The organism is Streptomyces sp. NPDC019443, assembly GCF_044389785.1.
Lineage (GTDB): Bacteria > Actinomycetota > Actinomycetes > Streptomycetales > Streptomycetaceae > Streptomyces.
Window position 1 is genome coordinate 577,766 of record NZ_JBIRYJ010000001.1, and the last position, 15,451, is coordinate 593,216.

Here is a 15,451-nt window from a genome sequence, read left to right on the forward strand (position 1 = left end):
GTGCCTCGCCCCGCCCTCTCCCTTGCGTGGTCACGAAGGGTAGTGGGGGCGCGCAGAGGGTAGTGGGTCGCGATCAGGCTCACTCGACTTCGTCCACAGCCCTTGACAGTTTTCCCTCGTACGGAAGACGATCCCCGAGTGAACCTGTCAGACAGCCAGACAGCTGGCGATGTTCCTCGGCGGATCAGCGCGATGGAAGCGGTGCTGAGCCATCTCCGTGGCGCCATCGAGCGGGGCGACTACGCGGTGGGGGAGAAGCTGCCCTCCGAGGCGGAGCTCTGCCGCCGCCTGGAAGTGAGCAGACCTGTGCTCCGTGAGGCACTGCGCGCCTTGCAGACGATGGGGCTCACGGCTTCCCGTACCGGCAAGGGCACATTCGTGCTCTCCAACGGCCCGGTGGAGGACCCGACCTTCGGCGACTACTCGGCGAGCGACCTCCTCGAGGTCCGTCGGCACGTGGAGATCCCGGTGGCCGGGTACGCGGCCACGCGTCGTACCCCCGAAGACCTCGACCACCTCTCTCACCTGCTGGAACGGATGGAGCAGGAGACCGACACCACCGCGTGGGTGGCGATGGACACCCTCTTCCACCTCGCCGTCGCCCAGGCGGCCCAGAACCCTGTCTTCCGCAGAGTCATCGAGGAGATCCGCGACGCACTGGCCCGCCAGTCCGCGTTCCTCAACGAGCTCGGCGGACGGCGCGAGCAGTCGAACGGGGAGCACCGGGCGATCGTCGAGGCGCTTGTCGACCGTTCCGAGCAAGACGCCGTGGAAGCCATGACCCACCATCTGGCCCGCGTCGAGTCGACCCTGACCAGCATCGTGCGGCCGCCACACCGCACCGACCCCTTCACGGAAGGCGAAGATCAGGCGTGAGCGAGCAATCCCTCCGAAAGACGGAACAGCAACGGCAGCAGGAGTTACAGCAGGAAGGGCAGGGCGAAGGGCAGCGGCGCGACGGTGTGCACGTCGACGCGGGCGACGCCGGGTACAGCAAGTCCCTGAAATCGCGGCACGTCAACATGATCGCCATCGGCGGGGCCATCGGCACCGGGCTGTTTCTCGGCGCGGGCGGCAGGCTCGCGAGCGCCGGGCCGTCCCTGGCCGTGGCGTATGCGCTCTGCGGCGTCTTCGCCTTTCTCGTCGTGCGCGCCCTGGGCGAGCTGGTCCTGTACCGGCCGTCGTCCGGAGCGTTCGTCTCGTACGCCCGTGAATTCCTCGGCGAGAAGGGGGCGTTCGTCGCGGGCTGGATGTACTTCATGAACTGGGCGACCACCGGAATCGCCGACATCACGGCGGTGGCGACCTACACGCACTACTGGGGCATGTTCACTGATGTCCCGCAGTGGGTGATCGCACTGATCGCGCTCGCGGTCGTGCTGGCCGTGAACCTCATATCCGTGAAAATATTCGGCGAACTGGAGTTCTGGTTCGCGATCGTCAAGGTCGGGGCGCTGGTCCTGTTCATGCTGATCGGCATCGCTCTGCTGGTCACCCAGCAGCCGGTCGACGGCCACACCCCCGGCCCTTCGCTGATCGTGGACAACGGCGGCATCTTCCCGGCCGGGACGCTCCCGATGCTGTTGGTCATCCAGGGCGTCGTCTTCGCCTACGCCTCGGTCGAACTGGTCGGCGTCACGGCGGGTGAGACGGCGGAACCGGAGAAGATCATGCCCAAAGCCATCAACTCCATCATGTGGCGGGTGGCTCTCTTCTACGTCGGCTCAGTGGTACTGCTGACGATGCTGCTTCCCTGGAACGCGTACTCGTCCGACGAGAGCCCCTTCGTGACCGTGCTGTCCAACATCGGGGTGCCGGCGGCGGGTGGCGTGATGAACCTCGTCGTCCTCACCGCCGCGATGTCCAGCCTCAACTCAGGGCTCTACTCCACCGGGCGCATCCTGCGCTCCATGGCGATGTCCGGATCCGCGCCGAGGTTCACCGGCGTGATGAACCGCAACCAGGTCCCGTACGGCGGCATCCTGCTCACGTCCTCCTTCTGCGTGCTGGGCGTGGGCCTCAACTTCGTCGTGCCGAGCGAGGCCTTCGAGATCGTGCTGAACTTCGCGGCGATCGGCATTCTGAGCACCTGGGCCATGATCATGGTCTGTCATCTCCTCTTCTGGCGGAAGACCGAGGCCGGGCAGCTCCGCCGCCCCGGCTACCGGCTCCCCGGCTCGCCGTGGACCGAGATCGTCACGCTGGTCTTCCTCGCATCGGTACTCGTCCTGATGTGGGCCGACGGCGGGGCCGGCCGCACGACTGTCCTGTCCCTGCCCGTGATCGGGGCAGCGTTGGTCGGGGGCTGGTTCCTCGTACGGGGCCGGGTCGGGACTGTACGAGAGTCGGCGGCGCACGAGCGTCATGAGCGTCAGATCACCCAGCACAACAACACCCAGCACAACAACACCCAGCACAACAGCACCGATAGCACCGAGAGCTGAGTATGAGTCATATCTCCACGCCGCGCCGTACCCCGGCAGAGCCGCCCGCCGTCCGCGAACCCGCCCATGTCCCCCTCGCCCATGTAGTGCGCGGAGGCATCATCGAGGGAGTTCACCACGGCTCGGTCGTCGTGCTGGCGGCGGACGGCAGCGTGGAGTTCAGGGCGGGCGACATCGAGGCCTCGTTCTACCCGCGCTCGGCGCTCAAGCCGGTCCAGGCAGTCGGCCTGCTGCGCGCGGGACTGCCGCCGCTGGACGACGAGTCGCTGGCCCTCACCGCGGCCAGCCACTCCGGTGAGGAACGGCATCTGGCCACAGCCCGGCGCATGCTGCACACCGCCGGGCTGACCGAGGACGACCTGCGTAATGTCCCCGATCTGCCGTACGGCCCGGCGGTGCGCGAGGAGTGGATCCGCCGTGGCCTCGGCCCCACCCGGCTCGCTCAGAACTGCTCGGGCAAGCACGCCGCCATGCTGATTACGGCCCGGGCCCGGGGCTGGCCGCTGGACAATTACCTCGACCCCGGGCACCGGTTGCAGTGGACCATCGCCGCGACCGTGGAGGACCTCACCGGGCAGGGCATCGCACGGGTGACGGTCGACGGATGCGGTGCGCCGCTGTTCTCCGTATCCCTGCACGGCCTCACCCGAGCCATCGCCCGGCTGGCGACCGCCGAGCCCGACACTCACGAGGGCCGGGTCGCCCGCGCCATGCGCGAGCACCCGGAGATGGCCTCCGGCAGCGGGCGGGACGTCGCCAGGCTGATGCAAGCGGTGCCGGGCCTGCTTGCCAAGGACGGGTTCGAGGGTGTGCAGGTCGCGGCGCTGCCGGATGGGCGGGCCGTCGGCGTGAAGATAGCCGACGGCGCCGACCGTGCCCGGATGCCGGTGACAGCAGCAGCCCTCGCGCTGTGCGGAGTCGACCCCCGGATTCTTGCCGGATTCGCCCAAACGCCGGTCACCGGGGGCGGGACGGCGGTCGGGAGCCTGCGGGCGGTGGGCGCGCTGGCCACCCTTTCCGACCCGTCCGCTCCAGTGCCCTCTTCCGCCGCGTAACGCCCCTCGCGTAACGCCCTCGCGCAGTGCCCCTCGTGCAGTGCCACCCTGCATCCGCGGGAACCATCCTTATCACCTCACGAAGGAACACCAGCACCATGAATCCCGTCGGCCACCGCCGCGAACACGACCTGCTCGGCGACCGCTACGTACCCGCTGATGCCTACTGGGGCGTCCACACCCTGCGTGCCTCGGAGAATTTCCCCATCAGCGGTACGGCGATATCCGCGTACCCGCATCTGATCAACGCGCTCGCCGCCGTCAAGGAAGCCGCGGCCCGCGCCAACGAAGAACTCGGGCTGCTCACACCGGGGAAGGCCGACGCCATCGCCGCCGCCTGCCGGGAGATCCGGGACGACGGCCACCTGCACGACCAGTTCGTCGTCGACGTCATCCAGGGCGGCGCCGGCACCTCGACCAATATGAACGCCAACGAGGTGATCGCCAACCGGGCGTTGGAGATTCTGGGCCATGACAAGGGCGACTACGGTCACCTGCATCCGAACGAGGACGTCAACCTCAGCCAGTCCACCAATGACGTCTACCCGACCGCCGTCAAGGTCGCCACGATCATCGCCGTACGTGAACTGCTCGACGCGATGGGCGTCCTGCGTAAGGCCTTCGCGGCCAAGGCCGAGGAGTTCCGCGACGTACTCAAGATGGGGCGCACCCAGCTGCAGGACGCGGTGCCGATGACCCTGGGCCAGGAGTTCTCCACGTACGCGGTGATGCTGGAGGAGGACCGCAGCCGACTCGCCGAGGCCGTCAGTCTGGTGCACGAGATCAACCTCGGCGCGACCGCCATCGGCACCGGTCTCAACGCCCCCACGGGCTACGCCGAAGCCGCCCGCCGCCACCTCGCCGCCATCACGGGCCTCCCTCTGGTCACCGCGGCCAACCTCGTCGAGGCCACCCAGGACTGCGGGGCTTTCGTCCATCTGTCCGGTGTGCTCAAACGCATCGCCGTCAAGCTCTCCAAGAGCTGCAACGACCTGCGCCTGCTCTCCTCCGGCCCGCGTGCGGGCCTGGCCGAGATCAACCTGCCGCCGGTCCAGGCGGGTTCCAGCATCATGCCGGGCAAGGTCAACCCGGTGATCCCCGAGGTCGTCAACCAGGTCGCCTTCGAGGTGATCGGCAACGACGTCACCATCACCATGGCCGCCGAGGCGGGGCAGCTGCAGCTCAACGCCTTCGAACCGATCATCCTGCACTCACTGTCGGAGAGCATCACCCACCTGCGGGCCGCCTGCCTCACCCTCGCCGAACGCTGCGTATCCGGCATCACCGCCAACACCGAGACCCTGCGCGCGACCGTGGAGAACTCCATCGGGCTCGTCACCGCCCTCAACCCGCACATCGGCTACACCGCCGCGACCGGAATCGCCCAGGAAGCCCTCGCCACGGGGCGCGGCGTCGCCGAACTGGTGCTGGAGCGCGGGCTACTCCCGGCAGATCGGCTCGCTGCCCTGCTGCGCCCGGAGGAGGTCGCGGGCACGCGTCCTCCGGCAACCGGCAACGAGCCAGTGGCAACGGCCTCTCACAGCTGAGGGGCGCCCAGAGTCGTCATTCGGCCGCCTTCCGGTCGACGTACTCGAAGACCGACCCGTCCGGGTGGACGGCGATCAGATTGCGGCCCACCGGGGTCGGCACCGGGCCCGCGACGATTCTGGCGCCGACCTCGGAGAGCGTGGCGTACGCCTCGTCCACGTCCTTCACCGCGATCGTCGCCGTCACCTTGCGCAGCACCTCCAGCTCCGACTCCGGGCCGCTCATCAGCAGGAAGCAGCCGACCGCGGCGACCGAGACCCCGCCGCGCTCGAAGCGCAGTGGTGTGGCGCCGGTGAGGCGTTCGTAGAAGGCTGCCGCGGCCTCCAGGTCGTCGACGCAGATGCGGAGCGTGGTTCCGAGGATCTCCATACGGGCGAGCGTAGTTGGCGGTGGCGGGAGGCGAAATAAGTTGCCCGATTGCGGGTGGCTCGGGCATCCGCGCATTAGGGTGCCCGACCGTGACCGAACCTTTCGACGCGGGTTCGACGCCGGTCCTGGACCTGCCGGACGGCGCTCGCGTCGGCATCACGGCGTGGTACTCGCTCCGGGCTGGTCGTGCGCGCCCGGCTGATGCGCGAGCCCGACGACGACGGCGACTTTCCGGAGAAGACTCCACAGGCATTCCTGCTGGCACACAAACCGGCCGACGTCAGTCGGCCATGACGCGTAGCGGTCCCCACGCGGCACGCCGTTGACGCTGCGGTCATGCGCGGCAGAGCAATTCGCCGTGCGGAACCATGAACCAGGCGTCGGCCCGGCCGCCCCACTCCCGCCAGCCGTCGGCGATCGCCGCCAGCTGCCCGGTGGTGGCATGACCGCCGTCGACCGCGAGCTTCGCGTACGCCGACGCGGTTGTACGGTCCGCCCACAGTCCGCTCCACCACGCACGCTCGTCCGGCGCGGCGAAACACCAGGCGGCGGCGGTGGCGGTGATGTCGGTGAAGCCCGCGGCGCGCGCCCAGGACAGCAGTCGGCGACCGGCGTCCGGCTCACCGCCGTTCGCCCGGGCAACCCGCTGGTAGAGCTCCTGCCACTCGTCCAGCGCAGGGACCTCGGGGAACCAGGTGAAGGCGCCGTAGTCGCTGTCGCGCGCCGCGACGACGCCGCCGGGCCGGCAGACCCGCCGCATCTCACGCAGCGCCCGCACCGGGTCGCCGACGTGCTGCAGCACCTGGTGGGCGTGGACGACATCGAAGGAGTCGTCGGGGAAGTCCAGTGCGTGGACGTCGGCGATCGCGAAGTGGACATTGCCCAGGCCGCGTTCGGCGGCGGTCTCGCGCGCTTGGTGCAGTACGCCCTCGGCGGCGTCGACGGCCGTCACGTGTCCCGGCGCGACCAGCTCGGCCAGATCCGCGGTGATGGTGCCGGGCCCGCAGCCCACGTCCAACACGTCCAGTCCCGGGCGGAGTTCACCGATGAGGTACGCCGCGGAGTTGGCGGCGGTCCGCCAGCGGTGCGAACGCAGCACCGACTCGTGGTGCCCATGGGTGTAGACGGCGGTCTCCTTGGACATGGCCGGACTCCTTCTGCTGAAGCGGGTACGGCAACGGTACGCGGGTGTTCCGCATTGCAAGACCCGTGTCTTGCAATATGGACAGCCCCGTCGCGGCCGACGGCTCTAGGCCTGGGTGCGCACCGGGAGAGCCGCCTGCCACCTCACCTCGCCGTCCTGTACCCGGTCGGTCGGTGTCAGCCCGGCCGCGGCGGCGACGGCAGCCGAGGCGAGATGGTCCGGGTGCACATGGGCGACCGCCGTGTGGACCGACCGCCCGGCGAGCCAGCCGACGAGCGCCCGCGCCGCCTCGCTGGCGATGCCCCGCCCCTGCCATGGCGTGCCGACGAGCCAGGCGATCTCCGCGCTGCGGCCGCGTCCTGACGGGCCGACCGTCGCCTGGACCGTGCCCGTGAGACAGGACTCGGCCTCCAGCCTGATGACCCAGTTGCACCAGGACACGGCGGGATCGGGCGCGCCCGCGAGCATGCCGGCATACCGCGAGCGCAGCGCATCGGCGCTTTCCGGCCCGCCGCCGATGAAGGTGTGCAGGGCCGGGTCGGCGAGGACCTTCGCCATCTCGTCCGCGTGCGCGACGGCGAGCGGCAGCAGAGCGAGCCGTTCGCTACGGATGGGCTCAGCCCTGACGGCCCGCAACAGGGGCCGCTGGTAACGCAGTTTGATCAGCGGGCGGCCGCCGGTCGTGTCCACCTCGACCGCGCCGTCCGCACGCCAGCCCGCGGCCTCGTAGAACCGCCGGGCGCGGTCATTGGCCTCCAGCACCCACAGCTGCGCGCGCGTGCAGCCCGCCGTGGTGAGCTCGTCCACGACGGCCGCCAGCAGACGCCTGCCGACCCCCGTGCCCCAGAGCTCGGGCAGGGCGTAGAGCGTGCCGATCTCCGCTGTGCCTTCGGCGCGGGCCGGTGCGTAACCGGCGAAGGCGACGATCCCCTGCTCGGTCTCGGCGACCAGAACCCCCGCGTCCGGCCTGCGGGGCTCGGTGAGCCGGCCCGTCCAGACCAGGGCCTCCCGCGCGGGGGCGAGCGCGTCGAGATGCTCCTGCGGTACGAGACCGGTGAACGCCGCCTGCCAGGACCGTACGTGGACCGCGGCGATGCCCGCTGCGTCATGGGTCTGTGCGCGGCGTATCTGCATGCGCTCATGGTGCGTGAAGCAGCCTGAGCCCGTCGATCGGGTTTTCCGCGAAAGTCCGCAGCGACCGTGTGAGCGCTCGGAGCGGGGCTTGCAAGCGCTCAGAGCAGGGCCTGCGGGCGGTAGACCGTGAGCGCCTCGACCTCCTTGTCCACCACCAACTCCGGCGGAGCCACCGCGACTTCACCGTCGTAGGCCAGCAAAGTGTCCGGCGCGAGCCCGGAGATCCGCAGATGTCGCAGCTTCTGCGCCGCATGCACAGGCGAGCGGCTCAGCGGACCGGCGAGGGCGGCGGCCAGCAGCCGCAGCCCCGGCCAGCGGCCGCCGTGCACCACCCGGACATCGAGCAGGGCGTCCGCCAGATCCAGCCGGTGGCCGGGCGTCGGACCCACCCGGTGGTAGATGCCGTTCCCGGCGAACAGCAGCCACATCGGGCGTCGCCGACCCTGGACCTCGGCCTCCAGCGGATGCTCGCCGCGCAGCACGATCGCCGCCGCGAGCACCCCGGCGGGCCAGCCGCCGATCCGCGGCGACCAGCGTTCGCGGATGCGCACCAGCTCCGGATAGACGCCCAGGCTGAAGGTGTTCAGGAAGTGGCCCGCCTGCCTGCCTGCCGGGCCCGGTGTGAAGCGCCCCAGGTCGACCCGGACTGCCTCGCCGCCCTCGACGGCCCGGCAGGTGTCGTGGGCCGACTCGATGCCCAGGTCGTACGCGAAGTGGTTGAACGTGCCGCCGGGGAAGACGGCCAGCGGAATCCCCTGCGCGGCCGCGACGGTCGCCGCCTTGTTGATCGTGCCGTCTCCGCCCACGATGCCCAGCGCCCGGCAGCGGCCCGCCGCCTTCTCCAGCTCCGCCGACAGCTCGTCGGGCGCGCACTCCACGACCTCGGCGAGCGGCATCGTCTCGCGCACGAGAACCGCCGAACCCGCCGAACCGGCCGAACCCGCATGCCGGTTGACCACGACCACCAGCCCTTCCCCGCCGGGCAGCGCGGGCGCGTCGGCCAACGGCCGGCCCGGGGTGGGCAGCTGCGACCTGGTCGGTACTGCGCCCCGTACCGCGAAGGCCGCACCCACGCCCAGCGCCGCGCCCACCAGCACATCGCTCGGGTAGTGCGCGCCCGTGTAGACGCGCGAGAGGGCGACGGCGGAGGCCACGGGCGCGACGGCCGCGCCCCAGCCCTTCGACTCCAGCGCGACGCCGGTCGCGAAGGCCGCCGCCGATGCGGCGTGCCCGGACGGGAACGACGTTGTGAACGGCTGTCGCCTCAGCCGCCGTATCACCGGCACCGCGTCGAGTACCGGCCGCGCCCTGCGCACCGAACGCTTGCCGACGGTGTTGATGGTGGCGGAGGCGAGCGCGAGGGACGCCACACCCCGTACGGCGGCGCGGCGCGAACGTGTCCCGCGTCCCAGCGCCACCATGCCAGCTGCCGCGCCGAACCACAGCAGGCCGTGGTTGGCGCTGCGGCTCAGCCGGGGCAGCACCGGCTCGGCGCCGGGCCAGTGCCGGGAGGCGACGGCGTGCAGGAGTTGCCGGTCCCAGCCGCTGAGCAGCGCCGCAACGCGCGCCCGGACCTGCGGATTTGTGTGTACGTAAGCGTCGGACATGCATCGCGGGTACCCCGTCGACGCGGCCGCCACGCGGGACGGGTGCAGCAGCCACCGCGGCGCCGAGGTCCGAGATGGCGTGATCTCGCCGCCGTAGCCCTTGACAGCGCCTCCTGATGACCCGCAGGATCGCCCCTAAACCTGTCAGACAGCCAGACAGGTGGGGGCCGGTGCGCAGTCGGCGCTTCCCCTGTGAGCAGCGCGGCCACGGTCGGCAGCCTGAGGGCTCTCGGGGCACTGGCCCTTCGCCCCGCTGTACCGCCGGCCTCTGGACGTAGGCACGGACCCGCGGGCGCAGGACCCGCCCGCAGCACCGCACGCGCAGCACTCGCACTACACCCGATCAAGGAGGACTGCACCGATGACTCCCGGCCACCGCACCGAACGCGACCCGCTCAGGGACCGCGAGGTGCCCGCCGACGCGTACTGGGGCATCCGGACTCTGCGCGCGTGCGAGAACTTCCCCACCACCGGAACGCCGATTTCCGCTTACCCTCACCTCGTTGACGCGCTGGCAGCGGTGAAGGAGGCCGCAGCCCGCGCCAACGAAGAACTCGGCCTGCTCGCCCCGGAGAAGGCACAGGCCATCGTCGCCGCCTGCCGAGAGATCCGGAACGGGCACCTGCACGGCCAATTCGTCGTCGACGTGATCCAGGGCAGAGCCGGGACCTCGGCGAACACGAACGCCAACGAGGTGATCGCCAACCGGGCGCTGGAGATCCTCGGTCACGCCAAGGGTGACTACGAGAGCCTGCACCCGACCGAGGACGTCAACCTCAGTCACTCGGCCGCCGACGCCTACCCGACCGCGATAAAGGTCGCCACCATCAACGCCGTGAGTGAACTGCTGGCCGCGATGTCCGTCCTCTGTGAGGCTTTCACCGCCAAGGCCGAGGAGTTCCGTGACGTACCCAAGACGGGGCGCACCCAGCCGCAGGACGCGGAGCCGACGACCCTCGGCCAGGAATTCTCGGCGTACGCGGTCATGCTGGAGGAGAATCGGAGTCTGCTCGCCGAGGCCGTCAGCCCGGTGCACGAGATCAACCTGGGATACACCGACATCGGCACGGGGCTCAAAGCTCCCACCCGGTACGCCGAGGCCGCCCGCCGCCATTTGGCCGACATCACCCGCCTGCCCGCGCTGACCACCGGCAACCTGGTGGCAGCTACCCAGGACTGCGCTGTCTTCGGCCGTCTGCCCGGCGTGCTCAAGCGCATCGCCGTGACGCTTTCCGAGAGCTGCGGCGACCTGTGCCTGATCTCCTCGGGCCCCCGCGCAGAGCTGAACGAGTTCAACCTCCCAGCCATACAGGCCGGTTCCAGCATCATGCCGGGCGAGGTCGACGAGGTCACCCCCGACGTCGTCGGCCAGGTCGGCTTCGAAGTGATCGGCAACGACGCCACCATCGCGATGGCCGCCGAGGCCGGACAGCTCCAGCTCGACGTCTTCGAACCGGTCATCTTCCACTCGCTCTCGGAGACCATTACCCGCCACCGGGCCGCCTGCCTCATGCTCGCCGAACGCTGTGCGGCGGGAATCTCGGTCGGCACCGGCGCCATGGGCGCTGCGGTCGAGCACTCCATCGGCCTAGTCACCGCCGTGAACCCGCACACCGGTTCCACCGCCGCCACCGACATCGCCCCGTAAACGATGCAAACCCAGACAATACGGCACATCCATCCGGACCCACCGGTCCGTGCACACCTGCCGGCCTTCGTATCGGTTGATGAGACCTCGAGTTCGACGTTGGCCCGGAGAGTGGAGCGTGCGGGTCTCGCCCTCGGCGCCGCTGCGCGTTGGGGAAGCGAGTCGGCCTGCGCCTCCATGCTGGAACGAAGACCGGCGATGATCCTGCTCGATCTGCCCACGACGGAGGCCGACGGGCTGGCAAGGCTCGTCCGGGCAGCGTCTTTGATCGCCCCCGTCGCCGTCCTGCGGCACGAAGGGCGGGATGCCGTCGCCGCATTCACCGCCGGGGCGTTCGATGTCCTCGACCGGCAGAAGCCGGCCGCTGAGCTGGCCTGGCGCATCCATGCCGACCTGAGACGCTGCCCGCCAATGCCGGTGCCGCGCACGTCCGCAGGGGGCACCGCCAGCCAGCGCCTCCTGTTCAACGTGATCACCAGAGCGCAGACTCCCGTCTGCTGCCACCATCTGAGACTGCTCCTGGGAACACCCTGCCTTCCCATGACGCTTCGGGCACTCAAGGCGCGGATCCAACGGCTGCTGCCCGTCTTCGCCGACAACGGACTGGCGCTGATCGTGGATCAGCAGTGGGGGCTGGCGACCTACCGCACCCGGCCGGTGGTCTGATGCCCGCCCGTCCGACGCTCCCGCGCGGCGAGGTCGCGCAAACCTCCGTATAAAGGGCTCGTGGGCCGGGCAGTGGTTCCGGGATGCGAGCAGCGGAGGTGACGGCATGCAGCGGACGGATCCGGAAGACCGCGGCCCCGTCCGATACGGACCGCACGCCCCCGAGTCCGGACTGCCCGTGCTGCCCGAGCTCGCCGCGGTGCTCGCGGCCGCATCGGACCGGGCTGTCGGCGAGCCGCCCGGCGGCGGCCCCGAGCTGCGCGAGGCGGCCTGCGGCTACTGGTGGCGGCGCGGGCTGCGCTCCCACCCCGAGGAGGTGGCGGCGGCGTCCGGCGCGCAGCCCCTGCTGCTCGCGCTGATCGGCGCGTACGGCGGGGATGTGCTGATGCCCCGCCCGTGCCCCGCCTGGTGGACTCCGCAGGCCCGGCTGCTCGGCCGGCCCGCCTACCATGTGCCGACCCCGGCGGAGTGCGGCGGCGTGCCCGATCCGTACGCGCTGCTCGAGACCGTACGCAGAGTTCGCGCCGAGGGCGGCAGACCCCGGCTGCTGCTGCTCTCCGTCGCCGACGACCCCACCGCGACCGTCGCCCCGCCCGAGACCGTGCGCGAGGCGTGCGAGGCCGCGGTCGGCGAGGGGCTGCACATCATCAGCGACGAGACCTGGCGGGACACCATCCACCAGCCGCACGAGACGGTGCTGGTCAGCCCCGCCGAGATGTGCCCCGGCGACGTCACCGTCATCAGCGATCTGGCGGGCGGGCTCACGCCCGACTCCTGGCCGGTGGCCGTTGCCCGATTCCCGCCCACCGAGGAGGGCGCCGTCCGGCGGGCCAGGACCCTCGACATCCTCACCGCACTCGGCGCGGTGGTGGCGGAACCGATCGCCGCAGCCGCCGCACACGCACTGGACGAGCCGGGACCGGTCACCGACAGGGCGGAGCAGGCGGCCGCGCTGCACGCGCGCGTGGCGGCCGCGGCGCACCACGCGGTGCTCGTCGCCGGCGCGCTGGCCCGCCCTCCGCAGGCCGGCCGCCATCTGTACGCGGACCTCGGGCCGCTGCGCGCCCGTCTCGCCGACCGGGGCGTCACCGACTCCATGGAGCTGGAGGAGTATCTGACCCACCGCCTAGGGGCGCCCGTGCCCGGCGGACACCGGTTCGGCGACGAACTGGGCGCGCTGCGGGTGCGGCTGGCCACCGGACCGCTGCTGGGAGCGACTCCCGAGCAGCGGCTGGAATCTCTCACCTCACCGGCACCACTGGAATTGCCGCATGTGGCCGGGGCGTTGAGCATTCTTGGAACGGCCTTCGACGAACTGCGTTGAACGGAGCCCCGGATGACGGAACAGACGGAGCAGACAGAGCACTCGGGACAGACGACAAGCACACCGGGCGGCGTACGGCCCCGTTCCCGCCCCCGCCCCCTCGGCGAGATCCGCCGCTGGCCGCGATCCTTCGCCGACCGGCTGACCGCTCCGCTCCCCGGCGTACGGGCCATGGCCCGCCTCGCCAGGGAGGGCGCGGTGCGCCCCGGCCCCGATGGGCTGAGGGACATTCCGCAGCTGCCCTTCGCTCCGGGACCGCTGCCCGTCGTGGACACCACGACCGTCGCCGTCACCTGGGCCGGACACGCCAGTTGGGTGCTGAGCATCGGCGGGCTGACCGTCCTCACCGATCCCGTCTGGTCACGCCGGATCTTCGGCACCCCGGCGAGGATCACGCCCGTCGGGGTGCGCTGGGAGGACCTGCCGCCCGTCGACGCGGTGGTCATCAGCCACAACCACTTCGACCATCTGGACGCCCCCACCCTCAAAAGACTCCCGCGCCATACGCCGGTGTTCGCCCCGGCCGGGCTCGGCCGCTGGTTCCGGCACCGCCGCTTCACCCGGGTGACCGAACTCGACTGGTGGGAGGGCGCGGAACTCGCCGCCGTCCGCTTCGACTTCGTACCGGCCCACCACTGGTCCAAGCGCACCCTCATCGACACCTGCCGCTCGCTGTGGGGCGGCTGGGTGCTCACCGACCCGCTCGGCCAGTCCGTCTACTTCGCGGGCGACACCGGCTACGGCCACTGGTTCAAGGAGATCGGCCTCCGCCACCCCAACCTCGACCTGGCGCTGCTGCCGATCGGCGCCTACGACCCGCGGTGGTGGCTCAGCGATGTGCACACCGATCCGGAGGAGGCGGTGTGCGCCTTCGAGGACCTCGGAGCGCGGAACATGGCCCCGATGCACTGGGCGACGTTCGTGCTCTCGGCCGAGCCGGTCCTTGAGCCCCTCACCCGGGTGCGGACCGCCTGGGAGCGCACCGGCCGCCCGCGCGAGCAACTGTGGGATCTGCCGGTCGGCGGCTCACGCCTGCTGGCCGGGTGACCGCCGCACCCTGCGCCACAGCGCCGGAGCCCCGCTGATCACCACCGTCAGCGCCACGGCCACCACCACGCCCTTCCACGGCTCGTCGAACAGCGAGCCGCCCAGAATCCCGATCAGCTGGTACATCGCCGCCCACGCGAGGCACGCCGGGACGTCCCCACGGACGAACCCTCGCAGCGGCATCCTGGCGAGCAGACAGGCCAGCATCACCGGTATCCGCCCGGCAGGCACCAGCCGGGAGACCACCAGCACCGTCACCCCGTGCTCGTCCAGCTTGCGCTGCGCCTGCTCGATCCGTTCGGGCGCGGCACGGTCGCGCAGCGCGGCCAGCCACCGGGAGCCGTTCTTGGACCGGGTCCCGCGCTGCCCGAGCCAGTAGAGCGTCACATCCCCCAGGAACGCGGCGAACGACGCCACCAGAAAGACGAACAGCAACGACAGCGGAGCCGTCTGATGGAAGGCCACCACCGCCGCCGAACTCACCACCGCCCCGGTCGGCACCACCGGCACCAGCGATCCCAGCGCCACCAGCAGAAACAGCGACGGGTAGCCGACGGCCCGCTGGGTCGACTCCGGCGGCAGCCCGCCCACGACTTCCGACAACTGCCCGAGGACATCCGACAGCTTCGAGCTCACCGGGCGGCCTCCGGTCTGACCCGCTCGCCATGGACCAGCCGGTGCACCACCACCTGCGGAGCCACCCGCGCCGCCTTGCGTACGAACTCCTCGCCCGGAGCGTAGAACTCGTGCGGCCGGATCCCGTCCATCCCGATCGGCCAGTACGTGCCGTAGTGCACCGGCACAGCCGCGCACGGCGCGAGCGAGGCCAGCGCCCGCGCCGCCCGGTCCGGGTTCAGATGCCCGTGCCCGAGATAGGGCCCCCAGCCACCGACCGGCAGCAATGCCACATCCACCGGGCCGACCTCGTCGGCCATCGAGTCGAAGAGCCCGGTGTCCCCGGCGAAGTACGTACGCGCCTCACCGCTGATCACATAGCCGAGCGCGGGCGAACGGTGCGGCCCGACCGGCAGCCGCCGCCCGTCGTGCAGCGCCGGCACGGCCCGCACCACCAGGTCCTCGACCCGCACCTCGTCGCCCGGCGCCACCTCGGTGACCCGCAGCCCGGCGGAGCTGACCAGCCGCCGCAGCCCCGGCACCGAGCGCCCCGCACCGCTCGGCACCACCAGACGGGTTCCGGGCGCGAGCCGGGCCAGCGACGGCAGATGCAGATGGTCGGAGTGCAGATGGGAGACGAGGACGGCCTCTGCCCTCGCGGCCTCGGGCGGCGGCAGCTCACCGCGCCGCCTGCGCAGATGCGCGAGCCGGCGAACGAACAGCGGATCGGTCAGCACCCGGACGCCGGAGTCCTCGACCGTGCAGGTGGCATGACCCCACCAGGTGACCTCCACCGGCACGCAGTGCCTCCTCGTTCCCGCTCGCCGATCCCGTTCGCCCGTCCCGTTCC

At 71.0% G+C, this 15,451-nt stretch carries 14 protein-coding genes and 1 pseudogene; 8 read left to right on the forward strand and 7 right to left on the reverse strand.

Annotated elements, in window-relative coordinates:
• Window positions 1-138: 138 nt before the first annotated feature.
• From ACH492_RS02635 to aspA, 4 genes are all read left to right on the forward strand, one after another.
• A complete protein-coding gene (locus ACH492_RS02635; protein ID WP_398981993.1) occupies window positions 139-876 on the forward strand; it encodes a FadR/GntR family transcriptional regulator in 738 nt (245 codons plus the stop codon).
• On the forward strand, window positions 873-2,444 hold the full coding sequence (locus ACH492_RS02640; RefSeq protein WP_398981995.1) for an amino acid permease: 1,572 nt from the start codon (window positions 873-875) through the stop codon (window positions 2,442-2,444). Before ACH492_RS02635 ends, ACH492_RS02640 begins: the two co-directional genes overlap by 4 nt.
• A 2-nt stretch (window positions 2,445-2,446) precedes the next feature.
• Window positions 2,447-3,499, forward strand: coding sequence for an asparaginase (locus ACH492_RS02645; RefSeq protein WP_398981997.1), 1,053 nt, complete (start codon window positions 2,447-2,449; stop codon window positions 3,497-3,499).
• Between the two features lie 98 nt (window positions 3,500-3,597).
• The gene (gene aspA / locus ACH492_RS02650; RefSeq protein WP_398981999.1) at window positions 3,598-5,046 is read left to right on the forward strand and encodes an aspartate ammonia-lyase; all 1,449 of its coding nucleotides are present in this window, start codon (window positions 3,598-3,600) and stop codon (window positions 5,044-5,046) included.
• Between the two features lie 16 nt (window positions 5,047-5,062).
• Here aspA and ACH492_RS02655 read toward each other — a convergent pair whose 3' ends face one another.
• The 5 genes and pseudogenes from ACH492_RS02655 to ACH492_RS02675 form a co-directional block, all read right to left on the reverse strand.
• Window positions 5,063-5,416 (reverse strand): VOC family protein, encoded by a 354-nt coding sequence (locus tag ACH492_RS02655; protein WP_398982001.1) that lies wholly within the window; start codon window positions 5,414-5,416, stop codon window positions 5,063-5,065.
• Between the two features lie 334 nt (window positions 5,417-5,750).
• Entirely contained in the window at window positions 5,751-6,560 is an 810-nt protein-coding gene (locus ACH492_RS02660) for a class I SAM-dependent methyltransferase (RefSeq protein ID WP_398982003.1), read from the reverse strand.
• 105 nt (window positions 6,561-6,665) lie between these two features.
• Window positions 6,666-7,196, reverse strand: a complete 531-nt coding sequence (locus tag ACH492_RS02665; protein ID WP_398983263.1) for a GNAT family N-acetyltransferase — start codon at window positions 7,194-7,196, stop codon at window positions 6,666-6,668.
• A 69-nt stretch (window positions 7,197-7,265) separates the two neighbouring features.
• Window positions 7,266-7,694: pseudogene (locus ACH492_RS02670) on the reverse strand (GNAT family N-acetyltransferase); the annotation flags it as partial.
• Between the two features lie 98 nt (window positions 7,695-7,792).
• Complete coding sequence (locus ACH492_RS02675) at window positions 7,793-9,301, reverse strand: bifunctional phosphatase PAP2/diacylglycerol kinase family protein (protein ID WP_398982005.1); 1,509 nt, start codon at window positions 9,299-9,301, stop codon at window positions 7,793-7,795.
• Window positions 9,302-9,662: 361 nt separating this feature from the next.
• Between ACH492_RS02675 and ACH492_RS02680 the strand changes: the two genes are divergently transcribed.
• The 4 genes from ACH492_RS02680 (at window position 9,663) to ACH492_RS02695 (ending at window position 13,986) form a co-directional block, all read left to right on the forward strand.
• Window positions 9,663-10,949: an aspartate ammonia-lyase gene (locus ACH492_RS02680; protein WP_398982007.1), complete on the forward strand. Its 1,287-nt coding sequence runs from the start codon at window positions 9,663-9,665 to the stop codon at window positions 10,947-10,949.
• Window positions 10,950-11,126: 177 nt separating this feature from the next.
• On the forward strand, window positions 11,127-11,615 hold the full coding sequence (locus ACH492_RS02685; protein ID WP_398982009.1) for a hypothetical protein: 489 nt from the start codon (window positions 11,127-11,129) through the stop codon (window positions 11,613-11,615).
• Between the two features lie 106 nt (window positions 11,616-11,721).
• Entirely contained in the window at window positions 11,722-12,939 is a 1,218-nt protein-coding gene (locus ACH492_RS02690; protein ID WP_398982011.1) for an aminotransferase class I/II-fold pyridoxal phosphate-dependent enzyme, read from the forward strand.
• 12 nt (window positions 12,940-12,951) lie between these two features.
• Window positions 12,952-13,986, forward strand: coding sequence for an MBL fold metallo-hydrolase (locus ACH492_RS02695; RefSeq protein WP_398982013.1), 1,035 nt, complete (start codon window positions 12,952-12,954; stop codon window positions 13,984-13,986).
• Here the strand turns inward: ACH492_RS02695 and ACH492_RS02700 are convergent.
• Window positions 13,966-14,622 (reverse strand): DedA family protein, encoded by a 657-nt coding sequence (locus tag ACH492_RS02700; protein ID WP_398982015.1) that lies wholly within the window; start codon window positions 14,620-14,622, stop codon window positions 13,966-13,968. The two genes, ACH492_RS02695 and ACH492_RS02700, sit on opposite strands and share 21 nt — an antisense overlap.
• Window positions 14,619-15,401 carry an MBL fold metallo-hydrolase gene (locus ACH492_RS02705; RefSeq protein WP_398982017.1) on the reverse strand — a complete coding sequence of 261 codons (783 nt, stop codon included), beginning with the start codon at window positions 15,399-15,401 and terminating at the stop codon, window positions 14,619-14,621. The genes ACH492_RS02700 and ACH492_RS02705 overlap by 4 nt, the downstream gene beginning before the upstream one ends.
• Window positions 15,402-15,451 lie beyond the last annotated feature (50 nt).